We start from the raw sequence: 21,399 nt of genomic DNA, 5'->3' as shown, positions 1-21,399 counted from the left end.
ACGATTACTCGTTGTCGGAACCGCCCAGACCTGCGTTCAGCAGTTCTGCAAGGCTCGCGGATGCATCTTCGGCAGTCACCTGCGGTGCAGCTGGCAGTTCACCCGCTGCACGACGACGCATACGATCCTGGTGGTACGCATAACCGGTACCGGCCGGGATCAGACGACCCACGATAACGTTCTCTTTCAGACCGCGCAGTTCATCACGTTTACCTGCAACAGCCGCTTCGGTCAGGACACGAGTGGTTTCCTGGAACGATGCAGCAGAGATGAAGGACTCGGTTGCCAGAGACGCTTTGGTGATACCCAGCAGATCGCGTGCAAAGGTCGCACCGATTTTGCCGTTCGCTTCCAGATCGCGGTTAGCGATCTTAACGCGTGAGTATTCAACCTGCTCGCCTTCCAGGAAGTCGGAGCTGCCCGCGTTTTCGATGGTTGCTTTACGCAGCATCTGACGAACGATAACTTCGATGTGCTTATCGTTAATCTTAACGCCCTGCAGACGGTATACGTCCTGTACTTCGTTAACAATGTAACGAGTAACAGCATGCACACCACGCAGACGCAGGATGTCGTGCGGCGCTTCTGGACCATCGGAGACCACGTCACCACGTTCCACGCGTTCACCTTCGAACACGTTGAGCTGACGCCACTTAGGAATCATCTCTTCGTACGGCTCGCTGCCATCTACTGGCGTGATAACCAGACGGCGCTTACCTTTGGTCTCTTTACCGAAGGAGATGATACCGCTGATTTCAGCCAGGATAGCAGGCTCTTTCGGACGACGTGCTTCGAACAGGTCCGCAACGCGTGGCAGACCACCGGTGATGTCCTTGGTACCGCCGGATTCCTGAGGAATACGCGCCAGGGTGTCACCAGAGCTGATCTGTACGCCATCTTCCAGCTGTACAATCGCTTTACCCGGCAGGAAGTACTGCGCAGGCATATCGGTGCCAGGGATCAGAACGTCGTTACCCTGAGCATCAACGATTTTCAGTGCAGGACGCAGATCTTTACCACCGGTAGTACGTTCAGCAGAATCCAGAACCACCAGAGAAGACAGACCGGTCAGCTCGTCGGTCTGACGAGTAATGGTCTGGCCGTCGATCATGTCAGTGAAGCGGATGAAACCACTTACTTCGGTGATAACCGGCATGGTGTGTGGATCCCAGTTTGCTACGGTTTCGCCGCCGGCAACCTGCTCGCCATCACCTTTCGCCATAACCGCACCGTAAGGCACTTTATAGCTCTCTTTGGTACGACCGAATTCGTCGATCAGCTTCAGCTCGGTGTTACGAGAAGTCACAACCAGCTTGCCTGCGGAGTTAACAACAGACTTCGCGTTGCTGAGCTTGATGCTACCTTTGTTTTTCACCTGGATGCTGGATTCAGCAGCCGCACGAGATGCCGCACCACCGATGTGGAACGTACGCATCGTCAGCTGTGTACCCGGCTCACCGATGGACTGTGCTGCGATAACGCCGATAGCCTCACCTTTGTTGATGATGTGGCCACGCGCCAGGTCACGACCGTAGCAGTGCGCACACACACCAAAGTCGGTGTCACAGGATACAACGGAACGCACTTTCACAGAGTCAACAGAGTTCGCTTCCAGCAGGTCACACCACTGTTCGTGCAGCAGAGTGTTGCGTGGAACCAGAATGTCTGCGGTGCCCGGCTTCAGGATGTCTTCCGCGGTCACGCGACCCAGTACGCGATCGCGCAGCGGCTCTTTAACATCACCACCCTCGATAACCGGGGTCATGGTGATACCTTCGAGGGTGCCACAATCGTCTTCGGTGACGACCAGATCCTGCGCAACGTCAACCAGACGACGCGTCAGATAACCGGAGTTCGCCGTTTTCAGTGCGGTATCCGCCAGACCTTTACGCGCACCGTGCGTGGAGATGAAGTACTGGAGTACGTTCAGACCTTCACGGAAGTTCGCGGTGATTGGCGTTTCGATGATGGAGCCATCTGGCTTCGCCATCAGACCACGCATACCTGCCAGCTGACGAATCTGTGCCGCAGAACCACGCGCACCGGAGTCGGCCATCATGTAGATGCTGTTGAAGGAGACCTGCTGCTCTTCTACGCCGTCACGGTTAATCACGGTTTCGGTTTGCAGGTTATCCATCATCGCTTTGGATACACGATCGTTCGCCGCAGCCCAGATATCGATAACTTTGTTGTAACGTTCGCCTGCGGTTACCAGACCAGACTGGAACTGCTCCTGGATCTCAGCAACTTCAGCTTCCGCTTCAGAGATGATCTCGTGTTTCTTCTCTGGGATGACCATGTCATCGATACCAACAGATGCACCTGAACGCGCTGCATAAGCAAAGCCGGTATACATTGTCTGGTCAGCGAAGATAACGGTCGGCTTCAGGCCCAGAATGCGGTAACAGGTGTTCAGCATTTTGGAGATCGCTTTCTTGCCCAGCGCCTGGTTGACGATGGAGAAAGGCAGACCTTTCGGTACGATCATCCACAGAATCGCACGGCCAACGGTCGTGTCTTTCAGGCTGGTTTTCGCCACGAATTCGCCGTTTTCATCTTTTTCGTATTCGGTGATACGCACTTTAACGCGCGCATGCAGAGAGGCCAGGCCAGCGCGATAAATACGCTCAGCTTCTTTCGGGCCAGTCAGCACCATGCCTTCGCCTTTGGCGTTAACACAGTCACGGGTCATATAGTACAGACCCAATACAACGTCCTGAGAAGGAACGATGATAGGTTCACCGTTCGCTGGAGACAGGATGTTGTTGGTAGACATCATCAGCGCACGCGCTTCGAGCTGGGCTTCCAGCGTCAGCGGTACGTGAACAGCCATCTGGTCACCATCGAAGTCGGCGTTATAGGCCGCACAAACCAGCGGGTGCAGCTGGATCGCTTTACCTTCGATCAGGACTGGCTCAAATGCCTGGATACCCAAACGGTGCAGAGTTGGTGCACGGTTCAGCAGTACCGGGTGTTCGCGGATCACTTCGTCCAGGATATCCCAAACGACAGCTTCTTCACGCTCAACCATTTTCTTAGCGGCTTTGATGGTGGTGGCCAGGCCACGCAGTTCCAGCTTGCCGTAGATGAACGGTTTGAACAGCTCCAGAGCCATTTTCTTCGGCAGACCGCACTGATGCAGACGCAGGTATGGACCTACGGTGATTACAGAACGACCGGAGTAGTCAACACGCTTACCGAGCAGGTTCTGACGGAAACGACCCTGCTTACCTTTGATCATGTCGGCCAAAGATTTCAGAGGACGTTTGTTAGAACCGGTGATCGCACGACCGCGACGACCGTTATCCAGCAGGGCATCTACCGCTTCCTGCAGCATACGTTTTTCGTTGCGTACGATGATGTCCGGCGCAGCCAGATCCAGCAGACGTTTCAGACGGTTGTTACGGTTGATCACGCGACGGTACAGATCGTTCAGATCCGACGTTGCGAAACGACCACCATCCAGCGGAACCAGCGGACGCAGATCTGGCGGCAGAACCGGCAGAACGGTCAGGATCATCCACTCTGGTTTGTTACCAGACTGAACGAACGCTTCCAGCAGTTTGATACGCTTGGTCAGCTTTTTACGCTTGGTTTCGGAGTTGGTTTCGTTCAGCTCTTCGCGCAGAGTTTCACACTCTTGCTCCAGATCCATGCTCTTCAGCAGGGCCTGGATAGCTTCCGCACCCATCTTCGCGTCGAATTCGTCACCGAACTCTTCCAGCGCGTCCAGATACTGTTCTTCGGTCAGGATCTGGTTACGTTCCAGATTCGTCATCCCGCCTTCGATCACAACATAAGATTCGAAGTACAGAACACGTTCGATATCGCGCAGCGGCATATCCAGCAGCAGGCCGATACGGGACGGCAGAGATTTCAGGAACCAGATGTGAGCAGTTGGAGACGCCAGCTCAATGTGGCCCATACGCTCACGGCGTACTTTGGTCTGGGTCACTTCAACGCCGCACTTCTCACAGATCACACCACGGTGTTTCAGGCGCTTGTACTTACCGCACAGGCACTCGTAGTCTTTTACTGGCCCGAAAATACGCGCACAGAAAAGGCCGTCACGCTCAGGTTTGAACGTACGGTAGTTGATGGTTTCCGGCTTTTTAACTTCACCAAAAGACCATGAACGGATCATGTCTGGCGAAGCCAGAGCAATTTTGATCGCATCAAACTCTTCGGTTTTAGTCTGCGCTTTCAGAAACTTTAATAAATCTTTCACGGATTTGCTCCCGTCGGAGTTAGCACAATCTGGTATCGGGGGTTAACCCGACACCAGTGACCTGTTTGAGCGAGAATTACTCGTCTTCCAGTTCGATGTTGATACCCAGCGAACGAATCTCTTTCAACAGTACGTTGAAGGATTCTGGCATGCCCGGTTCCATCTGATGGTTGCCGTCTACGATGTTCTTATACATCTTAGTACGACCATTCACGTCATCAGACTTAACGGTGAGCATTTCCTGCAGGGTGTATGCTGCGCCGTATGCTTCCAGCGCCCACACTTCCATCTCCCCGAAGCGCTGACCACCGAACTGAGCCTTACCACCCAGCGGCTGCTGAGTAACCAGGCTGTAAGAACCGGTAGAACGAGCGTGCATCTTGTCGTCGACCAGGTGGTTCAGTTTCAGCATGTACATGTAACCTACGGTTACCGGACGCTCGAACTGTTCACCGGTACGGCCGTCAAACAGCGTAATCTGACCAGACGTTGGCAGACCACCCAGTTGCAGCAGCTCTTTAATTTCAGCTTCTTTTGCACCGTCGAATACCGGCGTTGCAATTGGCATACCCTTACGCAGGTTTTCCGCCAGACGCAGAACTTCATCATCGCTGAAGGTGTTCAGGTCGACTTTCTGACGCACGTCGGTACCCAGATCGTAGGCACGCTGGATGAACTCGCGCAGTTTCGCGACTTCTTCCTGCTGCTTCAGCATGGCGTTAATCTTGTCGCCGATACCTTTCGCAGCCATACCCAGGTGGGTTTCCAGGATCTGACCGATGTTCATACGAGACGGTACACCCAGTGGGTTCAGTACGATATCTACCGGCGTACCGTTAGCATCGTGCGGCATATCTTCGATCGGGTTGATCTTAGAGATAACACCCTTGTTACCGTGACGACCTGCCATCTTGTCACCAGGCTGGATCTGACGTTTAACAGCCAGATACACCTTAACAATCTTCAGCACGCCTGGTGCCAGATCGTCGCCCTGAGTGATTTTGCGGCGTTTCGCTTCGAGTTTTTTCTCGAACTCGTGTTTCAGTTCGTCATACTGCTCAGCCAGCTGTTCCAGCTGATTCTGTTTCTCTTCGTCGGTCAGGCCCAGCTCCAGCCAGCGATCGCGTGGCAGTTTGTCGAGCTTCTCAGCTTCAACGCCACCGGCAACCAGCACCGCATAGATACGGCTGAACAGACCCGCTTCGAGGATTTGCAGTTCTTCAGACAGGTCTTTCTTAGCCTGTTTGAGCTGCATCTCTTCGATTTCCAGCGCACGCTTATCTTTCTCAACGCCGTCACGAGTGAAGACCTGAACGTCGATAACCGTACCGGAAACACCGTTTGGTACGCGCAGAGAAGAGTCTTTAACGTCAGACGCTTTCTCACCGAAGATAGCACGCAGCAGTTTCTCTTCTGGCGTCAGCTGGGTTTCGCCTTTCGGTGTAACCTTACCAACCAGAATGTCGCCGCCGGTCACTTCCGCGCCGATGTAAACAATACCGGATTCATCCAGTTTAGAGAGCGCAGCTTCACCCACGTTAGGGATGTCGGCAGTGATCTCTTCTGGCCCCAGCTTGGTGTCACGGGACACACAGGCCAGTTCCTGAATGTGGATGGTGGTGAAACGATCTTCCTGAACCACACGCTCGGAGACGAGGATGGAGTCTTCGAAGTTGTAACCGTTCCACGGCATGAACGCTACGCGCATGTTCTGACCGAGCGCCAGTTCACCGAGGTCGGTGGACGGACCGTCTGCCAGCACGTCGCCGCGCTCAACTGGCTCACCCAGAGATACGCAAGGCATCTGGTTGATACAGGTGTTCTGGTTAGAACGGGTGTATTTGGTCAGGTTGTAGATGTCGATACCCGCTTCGCCCGGATACATCTCGTCTTCGTTAACTTTGATAACGATACGGGATGCGTCAACGTACTGAACGGTACCGCCACGCTTAGCAACTGCTGTAACACCGGAATCAACGGCAACAGCACGTTCCATACCGGTACCAACCAGCGGCTTATCAGCACGCAGAGTTGGAACGGCCTGACGTTGCATGTTCGCACCCATCAATGCACGGTTGGCGTCATCGTGTTCCAGGAACGGGATCAGGGACGCACCGACGGATACCACCTGTTGGGTGGATACGTCCATGTAGTCAACCTGGTCGCGGCTGAACAGGCTGGATTCGCCTTTGCTACGGCAGGTAACCAGATCTTCTACAAAGTGGCCTTCGTCATCCAGGTTGGAGTTCGCCTGAGCGATAACGTAGTTGCCTTCTTCGATAGCAGACAGGTAATGAATTTCGTCGGTAACCACACCGTCGGTCACTTTACGATACGGGGTCTCAAGGAAACCGTATTCGTTTGTCTGTGCGTACACGGACAGGGAGTTGATCAGACCGATGTTTGGACCTTCAGGCGTTTCGATTGGACATACGCGACCGTAGTGAGTCGGGTGTACGTCTCGAACTTCAAAGCCTGCACGTTCACGGGTCAGACCGCCTGGGCCGAGTGCAGAGATACGACGTTTGTGCGTGATCTCAGACAGCGGGTTGTTCTGGTCCATGAACTGAGACAGCTGGCTGGAACCGAAGAACTCTTTCACTGCCGCAGAAATCGGCTTGGCGTTGATCATATCCTGAGGCATCAGGGTATCCAGATCGCCCAGAGACAGACGCTCTTTCACCGCACGCTCTACACGAACCAGGCCAACGCGGAACTGGTTTTCCGCCATTTCGCCTACGGAACGGATACGACGGTTGCCGAGGTGGTCGATATCGTCCACTTCGCCTTTACCGTTACGGATATCGATGAGCTTCTTCATCACTTCAATGATGTCGTCTTTGCTCAGGATACCGGAACCTTCGATTTCGTCGCGCAGCAGAGAACGGTTGAACTTCATACGACCTACCGCGGACAGATCGTAGCGGTCTTCGGAGAAGAACAGGTTCTCGAACAGGCTTTCCGCCGCTTCGCGAGTTGGTGGCTCACCAGGACGCATCATGCGGTAGATTTCAACCAGCGCGCTCAGACGATCGTTGGTTGGGTCGACGCGTACAGTCTCAGAGATGTACGGACCGTGGTCCAGATCGTTGGTGAACAGCGTTTCGATACGTTTGTGGCCAGACTGGCTCAGCTTAGCCAGCAGATCCAGGCTCAGCTCCATGTTCGCCGGGCAGATCAGCTCGCCAGTTGATTCATCAACGTAATCTTTCGCGGCTACTTTTCCTGCAATGTATTCAACCGGAACTTCGATGTGTTTGATATCATCTTTTTCCAGCTGGCGGATGTGGCGCGCGGTGATACGGCGACCTTTTTCCACATACACTTTGCCGTCGGCTTCGATGTCGAACGACGCGGTCTCACCACGCAGACGTTCCGGCACCAACTCCATCTGCAACTTGTTGTCGCGGATTTCAAAGATCACTTTCTCAAAGAACAGGTCCAGGATCTGCTCAGTGGTATAGTTCAGTGCACGCAGAATGATGGTTGCAGGCAGCTTACGACGACGGTCGATACGGACAAACAGGTTGTCTTTTGGATCGAATTCGAAGTCCAGCCATGAACCACGGTAAGGAATGATGCGTGCGTTATACAGTACTTTACCGGAAGAGTGCGTTTTACCTTTATCGCTGTCGAAGAAGACGCCCGGGCTACGGTGCAGCTGGGAAACGATAACACGCTCAGTACCGTTGATAACGAAAGTACCGTTGTCCGTCATGAGTGGAATTTCACCCATGTAGACTTCTTGTTCTTTAATGTCTTTTACGGTGCCTTCCGGCGCTTCGCGCTCGTAGATCACCAGACGCAGTTTTACGCGCAGCGGTGCGGAATAGGTCACGCCACGGATCTGACATTCCTGAACGTCAAACACCGGTTCGCCAAGGCGGTAGCTGACGTACTGCAGCTCGGAATTACCGCTGTAGCTCTGAATCGGGAACACGGAACGGAAGGCTGCTTCCAGGCCGTACTGCCCTTCAGGATCTTGCTCGATAAACTTCTGGAACGAGTCAAGCTGGATAGAAAGGAGATATGGAATGTCCAGAACTTGTGGACGTTTACCAAAATCCTTACGAATACGTTTTTTCTCGGTATAGGAGTAAACCATAGGGTTCCTCAGCTCGCTGACAAGTCGACCCATCTGTCCGACGAAGGGACAGTTTGTGCAACACCATTTTGTGGACCGGAAAATTGAATACTTTCCGCAATACCTGTTGCTATCACGCTTAAACCATTTCATTGCGATTTACACAGAGCGAGCACCCTGTCGCAGTATATTAAGTCGTCGATAGAAACAAGCATTGTCAGGACAACCAGCAGTCAAACAGTGTGAAATGCTGCTGATGCCTTACAGCGCAAAAAGGCTGGTGACTAAAAAGTCACCAGCCATCAGCCTAATTACTTAGGCTGCAACCAGAAAAGTTGGCTTATTTAACTTCAACTTCAGCGCCAGCTTCTTCCAGAGATTTTTTCAGTGCTTCTGCGTCGTCTTTGCTCACGCCTTCTTTCAGCGCAGCTGGAGCAGATTCTACCAGGTCTTTAGCTTCTTTCAGACCCAGGCCAGTTGCGCCACGTACTGCTTTGATTACAGCAACTTTGTTCGCGCCAGCAGCTTTCAGAATTACGTCGAATTCAGTTTTTTCTTCAGCAGCTTCAGCCGGGCCCGCAGCTACAGCTACAGCAGCAGCAGCAGAAACACCGAATTTTTCTTCCATTGCAGAAACCAGCTCTACAACGTCCATTACGGACATAGCTGCTACTGCTTCAATGATTTGATCTTTAGTGATAGACATTTAAATTGTTCCTGAAAATCAGAATAAGTTTATACGTAAGCAAATGCTTTATAAAGATAACTGCGATTAAGCAGCTTCTTTCGCATCGCGTACAGCAGCCAGAGTGCGAACCAGTTTGCCAGCCGCAGCTTCTTTCATGGTTGCCATCAGGCGTGCAATTGCTTCTTCGTAGGTCGGCAGGGTGGCCAGGCGATCGATTTGCGATGCCGGGATCAACTCACCTTCAAAGGCTGCAGCTTTGACCTCAAATTTTGCATTCGCTTTCGCGAACTCTTTGAACAGACGAGCAGCAGCGCCCGGGTGTTCCATAGAGTATGCAATCAGGGTCGGACCAACAAACGTGTCTTTCAGGCACTCGAACTGAGTACCTTCAACTACGCGACGCAGCAGGGTGTTACGAACAACACGCATGTATACGCCAGCTTCACGACCTGCTTTACGCAGTTCAGTCATTTTGTCTACAGTAACGCCACGGGAATCCGCAACTACTGCAGACAGCGCGCCTTTGGCTACTTCGCTGACTTCAGCAACAATCGCTTGTTTGTCTTGAAGATTTAAAGCCATTAGCTTTGCTCCTGGATGTTTGCCGGAACTCATGTTCCGGAACTCACTTCACTCGACCCAACGGGAAGAGCGTCTTAATACGGTGAGCAGAAACAAGCCAGAGTATTTAAAATAATCTTAGCGTTCTGTCACCGTCTACGCAGGGGATTAAGTTTCTTGCGAAACACCTGCGGTCTTCGACGGAGGCCTGGATAGGCCAGGCTCCAACGAACAATTCTTTTAGCCGCTAACTTTTGTTAGCAAACGTGGGGGTAAGATTGTAGACAAAATCACCGCCCACGTAAAGGCATTAGTTTGCAGCAGCGCTCAGGCCAGCCTGGTCAACTGCAACACCTGCACCCATGGTGGTGGAGATGCTAACTTTCTTGATGTACACGCCTTTCGCCTGAGTTGGTTTAGCTTTTTTCAGCGCAACCAGCAGAGCTTCCAGGTTTTCTTTCAGTTTGTCAGCGTCAAAGTCCACTTTACCGATGGTGGTGTGGATGATGCCGTTTTTGTCGTTACGGTAACGAACCTGACCTGCTTTAGCGTTCTTAACCGCTTCAGCAACGTTAGGAGTTACAGTACCCACTTTCGGGTTTGGCATCAGGCCGCGTGGACCCAGAACCTGGCCCAGCTGGCCAACAACGCGCATTGCATCTGGAGAAGCAATAACAACGTCAAAGTTCATTTCGCCTTTCTTGATCTGATCAGCCAGATCTTCCATACCTACCAGTTCAGCGCCGGCAGCTTTAGCCGCTTCAGCGTTTGCACCCTGAGCAAATACAGCTACGCGTACGGAACGGCCAGTACCGTGTGGCAGTACAGTTGCGCCACGAACGTTCTGATCGGATTTACGAGCGTCGATGCCCAGGTTAACGGCAACGTCAACGCTTTCAACGAACTTAGCAGTTGCCAGTTCTTTCAGCAGAGCGATAGCTTCGTTGATGTCGTACTGTTTGGTCGCATCAACTTTGTCACGGATCACGGACATGCGCTTGGTCAGTTTAGCCATTTCTTAGTCCTCCACTACCAGGCCCATGGAACGTGCAGTACCTTCAATGGAGCGAGTCATCGCTTCAATGTCGGAACCAGTCATGTCGGCAGCTTTGGTCTGCGCGATTTCCTGCAGCTGAGCGCGGGAAATTTTACCCACTTTGTCTTTGTTCGGCTTACCGGAACCAGACTTGATGCCCGCTGCTTTCTTCAGCAGAACTGCTGCTGGAGGGGTTTTGGTAACGAAAGTGAAAGAACGGTCAGCGTAAACAGTGATTACAACTGGGATTGGCAGACCTTTTTCCATGGATTCAGTTTTGGCGTTGAACGCTTTACAGAATTCCATGATGTTCACACCCTGCTGACCCAGAGCTGGACCAACTGGTGGACTTGGGTTCGCCATACCTGCTGCAACCTGCAGCTTGACGTAGGCTTGTACTTTCTTAGCCATTCTAAAATCCTCTGATTGGGTAATAACGCCTCGGAGAGGCTCCCCGTGAATAAAATTCGTTTTACGGGTCGGAACCCATAAAAACAAAAGGCGCGAAATTGTATTCCAATCTCGCGCCCTGTGCAACGATTAAATCGTCGCTTTTTTGATCGCTGCTTAGGCTTTTTCTACCTGAGCAAAGTCCAGCTCTACCGGGGTCGCACGACCAAAGATAGAAACGGAAACTTTCAGGCGGGACTTCTCGTAGTCCACTTCTTCGACGACGCCATTAAAGTCAGCAAACGGACCGTCGTTAACACGAACCATCTCACCCGGTTCAAACAGCGTTTTCGGACGCGGTTTATCACCCACCTGCTGGAGGCGGTTCATAATCGCATCAACTTCTTTGTCGCTGATTGGCGCCGGACGGTCAGATGTGCCGCCGATAAAGCCCATCACGCGTGGTACGCTGCGCACCAGGTGCCAGCTCGCGTCGTTCATCACCATCTGAACCAGCACGTAACCCGGGAAGAATTTACGCTCGCTTTTGCGACGTTGGCCGCCACGGATCTCAACCACTTCTTCGGTCGGAACCATAACTTCGCCAAATAACTCTTCCATATTGTGTAATTTGATATGCTCACGCAGCGACGTAGCTACGCGGCCTTCAAAACCGGAAAACGCCTGAACGACGTACCAGCGCTTTTTAGGGGCTTCAGACATCTCAGAACCTCAGGCCAGTGATAAAGGATACCAGGCGAACCAGAATACCATCCAGTCCCCACAGGATCAGTGACATTACAGCGGTTACCGCCGCTACAATCAGCGTGGTGTGCAATGTTTCCTGGCGAGTCGGCCAAATGACCTTGCGGACTTCGGTACGCGCTTCGCGGGCAAACGCAACGGTCGCTTTGCCTTTCGTCGTCAACAGCGCGACACCACCCGCCGCAGCAATCAGAATTACCACTGCAAGCGCGCGTAGCGGCAGCATCATGTCACGATAAAGATAGTTGCCGACAATCGCCACAATCAGCAGCACGGCTACAACTACCCATTTCATCGCTTCCAGGCCGCGCCCGCTCCCTTGAGCTTCGGTATTCGCACTCATAAACCAACCTGTCAGAAGTATTCTACAAACATTTTCACCCCGCGAGTGCGAGGCAAACCAATCGAAATGCTATTCGCTTTTCGTATTATACGCTCTCCGCAGAGCCTGTCTCAGCAATGATTATGACAAAATTAATCACTGATGAGCCAGGTTCTGATGTGAAAGCGTGCAAAAAGGGCATCAAATGATGCCCTTTTATTGCGCATTGCGTCAAATGTTATCAGCGATTAGCCGAGAACTTTAGCAACAACGCCCGCGCCAACGGTACGGCCACCTTCACGGATTGCGAAACGCAGACCGTCGTCCATCGCGATTGGGTGGATCAGAGTCACAACCATCTTGATGTTGTCGCCTGGCATTACCATCTCTACGCCTTCTGGCAGTTCGATGGTACCAGTCACGTCAGTTGTACGGAAGTAGAACTGTGGACGGTAGCCTTTGAAGAACGGAGTATGACGGCCGCCTTCGTCTTTGGACAGAATGTACACTTCAGATTCGAACTTGGTGTGTGGCTTGATTGAGCCTGGCTTCGCCAGAACCTGACCACGTTCGATTTCTTCACGCTTGATACCACGCAGCAGAACACCAACGTTCTCACCAGCACGGCCTTCGTCCAGCAGTTTGCGGAACATTTCAACGCCAGTACAGGTAGACTTCGCAGTCTCTTTGATACCAACGATTTCAACTTCTTCACCAACTTTGATGATACCGCGCTCTACACGACCGGTAACAACGGTACCACGACCGGAGATGGAGAATACGTCTTCGATTGGCAGCAGGAATGGCTTGTCAATCGCACGCTCTGGTTCTGGGATGTAAGAATCCAGGAAGCCAGCCAGTTCGATGATTTTCGCTTCCCACTCTGCGTCGCCTTCCAGCGCTTTCAGCGCGGAACCACGAACGATTGGAGTGTCGTCGCCTGGGAAATCGTACTGAGACAGTAGTTCACGAACTTCCATCTCTACCAGTTCCAGCAGCTCTTCGTCATCAACCATGTCGCATTTGTTCAGGAACACGATGATGAAAGGAACGCCTACCTGACGACCCAGCAGGATGTGCTCACGAGTCTGAGGCATAGGGCCGTCAGTCGCAGCAACAACCAGGATCGCGCCGTCCATCTGCGCAGCACCGGTGATCATGTTTTTAACATAGTCGGCGTGGCCTGGGCAGTCTACGTGTGCGTAGTGGCGAGTCGGGGTGTCATACTCAACGTGAGAGGTGTTGATGGTGATACCACGAGCTTTTTCTTCTGGTGCGTTATCGATCTGATCGAAAGCACGAGCAGCACCGCCGTAGGTTTTAGCCAGTACGGTAGTGATTGCAGCGGTCAGCGTTGTTTTACCATGGTCAACGTGGCCGATAGTACCGACGTTAACGTGCGGTTTTGTACGTTCAAACTTTTCTTTAGACATCGATTGTCCCTCTAAGACACGGATAAATCGGTGATATCACCACATCAACCAGGCGAAAATGCCTGAACTGTTGAATACATTTACATTGAAACAGAGAGAAAGGGAGGGAGAAGTGAAGTGGTGCTGATACCCAGAGTCGAACTGGGGACCTCACCCTTACCAAGGGTGCGCTCTACCAACTGAGCCATATCAGCACGTATTGGAGCGGGCAGCGGGAATCGAACCCGCATCATCAGCTTGGAAGGCTGAGGTAATAGCCATTATACGATGCCCGCATCCTGAAACTCGGCTACCCAGTTCTTTCTGTAACAAAAAAAGAGATTTCTCTCTTTTCTGTTCGAGCTGGTCAATTTTTCCAACCAGCTCCGGCGGCGTTGACGCTGCCAGAAAGTGGTGGTGGGGGAAGGATTCGAACCTTCGAAGTCTGTGACGGCAGATTTACAGTCTGCTCCCTTTGGCCGCTCGGGAACCCCACCGGACTTGATGGTGCCGACTACCGGAATCGAACTGGTGACCTACTGATTACAAGTCAGTTGCTCTACCTACTGAGCTAAGTCGGCATCAAGTAGCGCGCATTCTATGGAGACCTGCGCAGTCATGCAACTAAAAAATTGCATAAAACGTTCTTTCGCTCACATTTTATTCGAAACTAGGGCTAACCGCTGTAAATTCATCCGCTCGCGATTAAAAATCCAACATGAACGCCTGATTTCGGCACGCTATAGCCCCGGGTGATGCCTGCCCGGTTAAGCATCGCTTTCCCATATTTTTTCTTATTATTCCTCTCATCTGGTGTTAACCTCCTGCCCATTGTCCAAAATTAACTATGTGATGAGCCCGCACCCGCCGTTTCGTGATGGTTCACAGAAGCATGCTTATGAGCAAAAAAGAGCAAACGTTAATGACGCCCTATCTTCAGTTTAACCGTAGCCAGTGGGCAGCCCTGCGTGACTCCGTCCCTATGACACTGACGGAAGGTGAAATCGCACGGCTAAAAGGGATAAACGAAGATCTCTCCCTGGAAGAGGTGGCAGAAATCTATCTCCCCCTCTCTCGCTTGCTTAACTTTTATATCAGCTCCAACTTGCGTCGTCAGGCCGTACTGGAACAGTTCCTCGGCACGAACGGTCAACGTATTCCTTATATCATCAGTATTGCGGGCAGCGTGGCAGTGGGTAAAAGTACCACCGCGCGCGTGCTACAGGCGCTGCTTAGCCGCTGGCCGGAACACCGCAGCGTGGAGCTGATCACCACCGACGGCTTCCTGCATCCCAATGAGGTGTTGAAAGAACGCGGCCTGATGAAGAAGAAGGGCTTCCCGCTCTCTTATGATATGCACCGCCTGGTAAAGTTTGTCTCTGATTTAAAATCCGGCGTGCCGAACGTTACCGCACCGGTCTACTCGCATCTGATCTACGACCGCATCCCGGATGGTGACAAAACGGTGGTGCAGCCCGACATCCTGATTCTGGAGGGCTTAAACGTACTGCAAAGCGGGATGGATTACCCTCACGATCCGCATCACGTGTTTGTCTCTGACTTCGTCGATTTCTCAATTTATGTGGATGCGCCTGAAGATCTGTTGCAACGCTGGTATATCAACCGCTTCCTGAAGTTCCGTGAAGGGGCGTTCACCGACCCGGATTCTTACTTCCACAACTACGCTCAGCTCTCTGAAGAAGAGGCTATCAACGTGGCGACCGGGCTGTGGAATGAGATCAACTACGTCAACCTCAAAGAGAACATCCTGCCGACGCGCGAACGTGCAAGCCTGATCCTCACCAAGAGTGAGAAACACGCCGTTGACCAGATTCGTTTACGGAAGTAGATCTCAGACGTAAAAAAAACCGGCTAATCGCCGGTTTTTTCCTTTATGCATGCGGCTTTTCGCCGTTTTCATCCTGATCGACCGCGAAGCAGGCCACCAGCTGTCCGCCATAATCTTTCAGTTGTGGCTGCAACTGCGTACACGGACCGAAGCGGCGACGGCAGCGAGCGTTGAACGCACATCCCGGCGGCGGGTTAAGCGGGCTTGGTAACTCGCCGGTCAGCTTAATGCGCTCACGGCGGTCATCCGGGTTCAGTCGCGGCGTCGCAGACAGTAGTGCCTGAGTATATGGATGACGCGGGTTATTAAAGATCTGATCTTTCGTCCCCTTCTCTACGCAGCGTCCCAGATACATCACCATCACCTCATCGGCAATGTGCTCAACCACAGACAGGTCATGGGAGATGAAAACGTACGACAGCCCAAGATCCTGCTGTAAATCCATCATCAGGTTCAGCACCTGCGCACGCACGGATACGTCGAGCGCCGAAACCGGTTCATCGGCAATCACCACGTCCGGGTCGAGCATCAGACCACGGGCGATGGCGATACGCTGACGTTGACCGCCAGAGAACATATGCGGATAGCGATCGTAATGCTCGGTTTTCAGGCCCACCTTCGCCATCATCGCCAGCGCTTTTTCACGACGCTGCTCTTTGCTCAGGTTGCTGTTGATCAGCAGCGGCTCTTCCAGAATCTGCCCCACTTTTTTTCGCGGGTTCAGCGAACCATACGGATTCTGGAACACAATCTGGATTTTCTGACGTCGCAGTTTCTGCGCCTGCGGATCGTGCTTGAGCAGATCCTGGCCCTGATAGTAAAGCTCGCCGCCAGTCGGAACTTCAATCATCGTTAACAGACGGCCCAGCGTGGACTTCCCACAGCCAGATTCCCCTACCACCGCCAGCGTTTTTCCGCGTTCTAGAGTAAAGGAGACACCATCCAGCGCTTTTACCAGGCGCTCAGGAGCAAAGAGGCCCTTCTTCACCGGGTAATGTTTTTTCAGGTCGATGGCCTGCAACAGCATTTGTTGCGTACTCATAGTGTTGGCCTCCCGGCATCATCGAGTGGGTAGTGGCATTTCGACTGACGTCCGTCAGCTAACAGGTTCAGCTCCGGCTCGTCGACGCGGCATTTATCCGTCGCATACGGGCAGCGCGGGTTAAGCAGACAGCCCTGAGGACGGTCATATTTACCCGGTACCACCCCCGGCAGCGAGGCCAGACGCGCTTTATCCTGCGCGAACTCCGGCAGCGCGCGCAGCAGCGCCTGCGTATAGGGATGACGCGGGGCCCGGAAGATATCGTGTGAACTCCCGGTCTCCACCACCTGGCCTGCATACATCACAATGATTTTGTGTGCCGCTTCAGCCACCAGCGCCAGATCGTGCGTAATCAGCACCAGCGCCATATTCTCTTTCTGCTGCAACTCCAGCAGTAGCTCAATAATTTGCGCCTGAATGGTCACGTCCAGCGCGGTTGTCGGTTCATCGGCAATCAGCAGTTTTGGTCGACAGGCAATGGCCATCGCGATCATTACACGCTGACTCATCCCACCGGACAACTGGTGCGGATAAACGTCCAGACGCGATGCCGGATCGGGTATACCCACCTGCGTCAGCAGGTCAATAGCGCGCTGGCGACGGGTTTGCTTGTTACCGCCCTGGTGCACCTTAATGGCTTCCATAATCTGGAAACCCACGGTGTAACACGGGTTCAGACTGGTCATCGGGTCCTGGAAGATCATCGCCACTTCCGCTCCCACCAGCTGGCGACGCTGTTTTTCGGAAATGCGCTGCAGATCCTGACCATTGAACTCCAGGCTTTCCGCCATTACGCGGCCGGGATAATCAATCAGCCCCATGATTGCCAGTGAACTCACTGACTTACCGGAACCGGACTCCCCAACGATACCAACCACTTCGCCCTGATTTACGCTATAGCTGATGCGGTCCACAGCACGAAACGGTGTGCCTTCATCGCCGAAGTGCACCGATAATTTATCTACATTTAATAACGCCATCTCGTGCCTCTTACTGCTTCAGTTTGGGATCAAGTGCATCACGCAGACCATCACCCATCAGGTTAAATGCCAGCACCGTCAGCAGAATCGCCAGACCCGGGAAGGTGACGACCCACCAGGCGCTTTGCGCGAACTGCAACACGTCGGAGAGCATGGTGCCCCATTCCGGTGTTGGCGGCTGCGCACCCATGCCAAGGAAGCCAAGAGCGGCCATATCGAGAATGGCGTTAGAAAAACCGAGCGACGCCTGAACAATCAGCGGTGCAAGGCAGTTAGGAAGAATATTGACGAACATCTGGCGCATCGCCCCCGCACCCGCCACTCGAGATGCTGTCACATAATCGCGGTTCACCTCGACCAGCACGGCCGCACGGGTTAATCGGACATAGTGAGGAAGCGCAACGAACGTTAGCGCGAGCGCGGCATTGCCTATCGAAGGACCAAAGACCGCGACCAGCACCAGGGCCAGCAGAAGGCTTGGCAATGCCAGCATGATATCGACGATACGCATGATGACGTTATCAACGATGCCGCCGAAGTAGCCCGCCACCAGACCAAGCACAACGCCCATGATCAGCGACAACACCACCACGAGACAGCCAACCAGCAGAGAGAGGCGCGCGCCGTACATCAGACGAGACAGCACATCGCGGCCAACGTCATCAGTACCGAGCAGGTGCGTCAGGCTACCACCTTCCTGCCAGGCCGGTGGCGCGAGCAGCGCATCACGGAACTGGTCCGCGGGGTTATACGGCGCAAGGAAGTTCGCAAACACCGCAATCAGGATCATGATGGAAACATATACCAGCCCGACGACCGCGCCTTTGTTGCGCTTGAAGTAGTGCCAGAATTCCTGCATCGGCGTCATTGGCACCGGTGCGGTAACCGCTTTATTTTGAGTAACTTGTGACATGATGGCCCCTTACTTCTTATGACGAATACGCGGGTTCACCACGCCGTACAGCAAATCGACCAGCAGGTTGACGAGGATAATCATCGTCGCGACCAGCAATACACCGCCCTGCACAACCGGATAGTCACGGCGTTGCAGCGCATCAATTAGCCAGCGTCCAAGGCCTGGCCAGGAGAAGATGGTTTCGGTCAGGATCGCCCCGGCCAGCAGCGTACCGACCTGCAAACCGATAACGGTCACCACCGGCAGCATGGCGTTACGCAGGGCATGAATGATGATGACGCGCATACGGGTCAGACCTTTAGCGCGGGCAGTACGAATATAATCTTCGCCCAGCACTTCCAGCATGGAGGAACGAGTCATACGCACGATCACCGCAAGTGGGATGGTGCCCAGCACCATTGCAGGCAGGATCATGTGCGCAACCGCATCAATGAAGTTGCCCTCTTCGCCCCAGATCGCCGTATCAATCAGCATAAAGCCGGTTAACGGGTTGGTGTCGTCAAGGAAAACCATATCGCTGACACGTCCGGAGACCGGCGTCAGGTTCCACTGCACCGAGACCAGCATGATCAGCATCATGCCCCACCAGAAGATAGGCATGGAGTAGCCGGTCAGTGCCAGGCCAACGGCGGTGTGGTCGAAAATAGAGCCACGCTTAACGGCAGCCAGCACGCCGACGGGAATCCCCACCGCGGTCGCGAAGATCATGGCGCAGATGCCGAGTTCCAGCGTCGCCTGGAAACGCGGCACGAACTCGTCCCACACCGGAAGACGGCTTTTCAGTGAAATCCCTAAATCGCCATGTAATACGCCCCAGATGTAGTGGAGGTACTGCTGCCACATCGGCTTATCAAGGCCGAGTTCAGCCAGCAGTTGCGCATGACGTTCAGGGGAGATACCACGCTCGCCCGCCATAATCATCACCGGATCACCCGGGATCATATGGACGAAGGCAAAAGTGAGAAGGGTGATACCGATAAACGTCGGGATAACCAGTCCCAGACGTCGGAGGATGAACTGCAACATAACCCGGATTCTCTCTGATGACGCACGCTCAGTAGCGTGACGTCTGTATTGCTCACAAATGTAAATTCCCTCTCCCTTCGGGAGAGGGTTAGGGTGAGGGGATGCATGCACGCCCCTCACCCCTGCCCTCTCCCACAGGGAGAGGGAGAACACCCTACTTATTATTCAACAGACACGTTTTCGAAGTGGTGTTTGCCCAGTGGATCGACCACGTAGCCCTTCACTTCTTTACGCACTGGCTCGTACACGGTGGAGTGAGCAACAATCAGCGCCGGAGCCTGATCGTGCATGACAACCTGCGCTTGCTTGTACAGTTCGATACGTTTGTTGTGATCATCGGTCGCACGCGCCGGCTGGATCAGGTCTTCAAACGGCTTGTAGCACCAGCGAGAGTAGTTGGAACCGTCTTTCGCTGCCGCACAGCTGAACAGGGTCGCGAAGAAGTTGTCCGGATCCCCGTTGTCGCCGGTCCAGCCCATCATGACCGCCTGGTGTTCGCCCGCTTTGGCGCGTTTCAGGTACTCGCCCCACTCGTAGGTCACAATTTTGGCCTGTACGCCAATCTTCGCCCAGTCAGCCTGAACCATTTCCGCCATACGACGTGCGTTCGGGTTGTAAGGACGCTGTACCGGCATCGCCCACAGCTCAACGGTGAAACCTTTATCCTGGCCCGCTTCTTTCAGCAGCGCTTTCGCTTTCTCAGGATCGTAGGTGTAGTCCTTAATGTCGTCGTTATAGCCCCACATGGTTGGTGGGATCAGGTTCTTGGCCGCAACGCCAGCGCCCTGGTAAACGGCTTTGATGATCGCTTCTTTGTTCACCGCGTAGGTCAGCGCCTGACGCACTTTCACGTCATCGAACGGTTTCTTCTCGGTGTTGAAGGAGAGATAACCCACGTTCAGGCCCGCCTGCTCCATCAGGTTGATATTTTTATCCTGCTTCATGCGCGCGATGTCAGCCGGGTTTGGATACGGCATCACCTGACATTCGTTTTTCTGCAATTTTGCGTAACGCACGGATGCGTCAGGCGTGATGGAGAAGACCAGACGGTCGATCTGCGGCTTGGTGCCCCAGTAGCCCGGGAAGGCTTTATACAGAATACGGGAATCTTTCTGGTACTGAAGCAGCTGGAACGGGCCGGTACCGATTGGGTTCAGGTCCACTTTTTCCGGCGTGCCGGCTTTCAGCATGTTGTCCGCGTACTCTTTAGAGAGAATAGAGGCGAAGTCCATCGCCAGGTCAGCGAGGAATGGCGCTTCCGGACGCGTCAGCACGAACTGAACGGTTTTATCGTCCACTTTTTTCACTTCAGCAATCAGGTCTGGCAGACCCATCCCTTCGAAGTATTCATAGCTGCCGCCAGACACTTTATGGTACGGGTTCTGGGCATTTTTTTGACGGTCGAAGGAGAACACTACGTCGTCGGCGTTAAAGTCGCGCGTAGGTTTGAATTCTTTGCTGTCCTGCCACTTCACGCCCTGACGCAGGTGGAAGGTATAGGTTTTACCGTCTTCGCTGATATCCCACTTTTCAGCCAGGCCAGGAATCACTTCCGTGGTACCGGTTTTAAATTCAACCAGACGGTTATAGATCGGTACAGAGCTTGCGTCGTAAGTCGTACCAGAGGTAAAGAGCTGTGGGTTAAAGCCTTCCGGAGAGCCTTCAGAACAGTAAACCAGGGTTTTTGCCTGTACGCTTGCTGCGACGGTCATGGCCACCAGGCTCAGACCAAGCTTCAGCATCCCTGACTTCTTCAAGGAAATACTCATTATTGTGCTCCAATGTGATGTTTTGCTTTGTTGTGTTACGCCGCCTGACCTTTATTTATTTTTTACCCGGTCCGGTCGGTGATGCCCGAGGGCGTTAAAAGGGATAGAGAATCCTTTCAGAAGAGCGTTTGAGTTGCAGCGCAGATCCTCCCTGAAATGCCCCTCGTGCCCTACAATCTGTCAACAGAATGTGAAAACGTCAATACAGGTGGCGGGGATTTACGTGGAGTGTGAGAAACCGCAAACAAAGATTAAAAAAACTCTGAATGCCAGTTTTCAGCAGAGAAATTTATGCTACTCGCCATGTTGCAGCACAAACCCCTTCCTATTT

Annotated in this window: 15 protein-coding genes and 4 tRNA genes; 1 reads left to right on the top strand and 18 read right to left on the bottom strand. The window is 53.2% G+C overall.

What is annotated here, in order from left to right; genetic code table 11:
- Positions 1-4: 4 nt before the first annotated feature.
- The 13 genes from rpoC to ACQG0S_RS01225 form a co-directional block, all read right to left on the bottom strand.
- A complete protein-coding gene (gene rpoC, locus ACQG0S_RS01285; RefSeq protein WP_022646702.1) occupies positions 5-4,228 on the bottom strand; it encodes a DNA-directed RNA polymerase subunit beta' in 4,224 nt (1,407 codons plus the stop codon).
- Between the two features lie 76 nt (positions 4,229-4,304).
- A complete protein-coding gene (gene rpoB, locus ACQG0S_RS01280) occupies positions 4,305-8,333 on the bottom strand; it encodes a DNA-directed RNA polymerase subunit beta (RefSeq protein WP_023299068.1) in 4,029 nt (1,342 codons plus the stop codon).
- A 319-nt stretch (positions 8,334-8,652) separates the two neighbouring features.
- Complete coding sequence (gene rplL, locus ACQG0S_RS01275; protein ID WP_002445276.1) at positions 8,653-9,018, bottom strand: 50S ribosomal protein L7/L12; 366 nt, start codon at positions 9,016-9,018, stop codon at positions 8,653-8,655.
- A 66-nt stretch (positions 9,019-9,084) separates the two neighbouring features.
- On the bottom strand, positions 9,085-9,582 hold the full coding sequence (rplJ, locus tag ACQG0S_RS01270) for a 50S ribosomal protein L10 (RefSeq protein WP_003862338.1): 498 nt from the start codon (positions 9,580-9,582) through the stop codon (positions 9,085-9,087).
- 289 nt (positions 9,583-9,871) lie between these two features.
- The gene (gene rplA / locus ACQG0S_RS01265) at positions 9,872-10,576 is read right to left on the bottom strand and encodes a 50S ribosomal protein L1 (RefSeq protein ID WP_006810530.1); all 705 of its coding nucleotides are present in this window, start codon (positions 10,574-10,576) and stop codon (positions 9,872-9,874) included.
- Positions 10,577-10,579: 3 nt separating this feature from the next.
- Positions 10,580-11,008 carry a 50S ribosomal protein L11 gene (gene rplK, locus ACQG0S_RS01260; protein WP_003862340.1) on the bottom strand — a complete coding sequence of 143 codons (429 nt, stop codon included), beginning with the start codon at positions 11,006-11,008 and terminating at the stop codon, positions 10,580-10,582.
- A gap of 156 nt (positions 11,009-11,164) precedes the next feature.
- Positions 11,165-11,710 (bottom strand): transcription termination/antitermination protein NusG, encoded by a 546-nt coding sequence (gene nusG / locus ACQG0S_RS01255; protein WP_003862341.1) that lies wholly within the window; start codon positions 11,708-11,710, stop codon positions 11,165-11,167.
- Between the two features lies 1 nt (position 11,711).
- Positions 11,712-12,095, bottom strand: a complete 384-nt coding sequence (gene secE, locus ACQG0S_RS01250) for a preprotein translocase subunit SecE (RefSeq protein ID WP_003862342.1) — start codon at positions 12,093-12,095, stop codon at positions 11,712-11,714.
- A gap of 227 nt (positions 12,096-12,322) precedes the next feature.
- Positions 12,323-13,507 carry an elongation factor Tu gene (tuf, locus tag ACQG0S_RS01245; protein ID WP_022646700.1) on the bottom strand — a complete coding sequence of 395 codons (1,185 nt, stop codon included), beginning with the start codon at positions 13,505-13,507 and terminating at the stop codon, positions 12,323-12,325.
- Between the two features lie 118 nt (positions 13,508-13,625).
- A tRNA-Thr gene (locus ACQG0S_RS01240) sits at positions 13,626-13,701 on the bottom strand.
- 6 nt (positions 13,702-13,707) lie between these two features.
- Positions 13,708-13,782 (bottom strand) — tRNA-Gly (locus ACQG0S_RS01235).
- 116 nt (positions 13,783-13,898) lie between these two features.
- Positions 13,899-13,983 (bottom strand) — tRNA-Tyr (locus ACQG0S_RS01230).
- An 8-nt stretch (positions 13,984-13,991) separates the two neighbouring features.
- Positions 13,992-14,067 (bottom strand) — tRNA-Thr (locus tag ACQG0S_RS01225).
- Positions 14,068-14,384: 317 nt separating this feature from the next.
- Between ACQG0S_RS01225 and coaA the strand changes: the two genes are divergently transcribed.
- Positions 14,385-15,335 (top strand): type I pantothenate kinase, encoded by a 951-nt coding sequence (gene coaA / locus ACQG0S_RS01220; protein ID WP_032622068.1) that lies wholly within the window; start codon positions 14,385-14,387, stop codon positions 15,333-15,335.
- A gap of 43 nt (positions 15,336-15,378) precedes the next feature.
- On the opposite strand, the gene dppF is transcribed toward coaA, so the two are convergent.
- The 5 genes from dppF to dppA all read right to left on the bottom strand — a co-directional run bounded on the left by dppF (position 15,379) and on the right by dppA (position 21,068).
- Positions 15,379-16,377 carry a dipeptide ABC transporter ATP-binding subunit DppF gene (dppF, locus tag ACQG0S_RS01215; RefSeq protein WP_022646698.1) on the bottom strand — a complete coding sequence of 333 codons (999 nt, stop codon included), beginning with the start codon at positions 16,375-16,377 and terminating at the stop codon, positions 15,379-15,381.
- The gene (gene dppD / locus ACQG0S_RS01210) at positions 16,374-17,357 is read right to left on the bottom strand and encodes a dipeptide ABC transporter ATP-binding protein (protein ID WP_010426220.1); all 984 of its coding nucleotides are present in this window, start codon (positions 17,355-17,357) and stop codon (positions 16,374-16,376) included. The genes dppF and dppD overlap by 4 nt, the downstream gene beginning before the upstream one ends.
- Positions 17,358-17,367: 10 nt before the next feature.
- Positions 17,368-18,270, bottom strand: coding sequence for a dipeptide ABC transporter permease DppC (gene dppC, locus ACQG0S_RS01205; RefSeq protein ID WP_022646697.1), 903 nt, complete (start codon positions 18,268-18,270; stop codon positions 17,368-17,370).
- 9 nt (positions 18,271-18,279) lie between these two features.
- Positions 18,280-19,299 carry a dipeptide ABC transporter permease DppB gene (gene dppB, locus ACQG0S_RS01200; protein WP_022646696.1) on the bottom strand — a complete coding sequence of 340 codons (1,020 nt, stop codon included), beginning with the start codon at positions 19,297-19,299 and terminating at the stop codon, positions 18,280-18,282.
- 161 nt (positions 19,300-19,460) lie between these two features.
- Positions 19,461-21,068, bottom strand: coding sequence for a dipeptide ABC transporter periplasmic-binding protein DppA (gene dppA, locus ACQG0S_RS01195; RefSeq protein WP_022646695.1), 1,608 nt, complete (start codon positions 21,066-21,068; stop codon positions 19,461-19,463).
- Between the last annotated feature and the right edge of the window lie 331 nt (positions 21,069-21,399).

Source organism: Enterobacter cloacae complex sp. 418I7 (assembly GCF_050030705.1).
GTDB lineage: Bacteria > Pseudomonadota > Gammaproteobacteria > Enterobacterales > Enterobacteriaceae > Enterobacter > Enterobacter intestinihominis.
The sequence above is the reverse complement of the archived record's forward strand: the minus strand, read 5'-3'. Positions and strand labels throughout refer to the sequence as shown.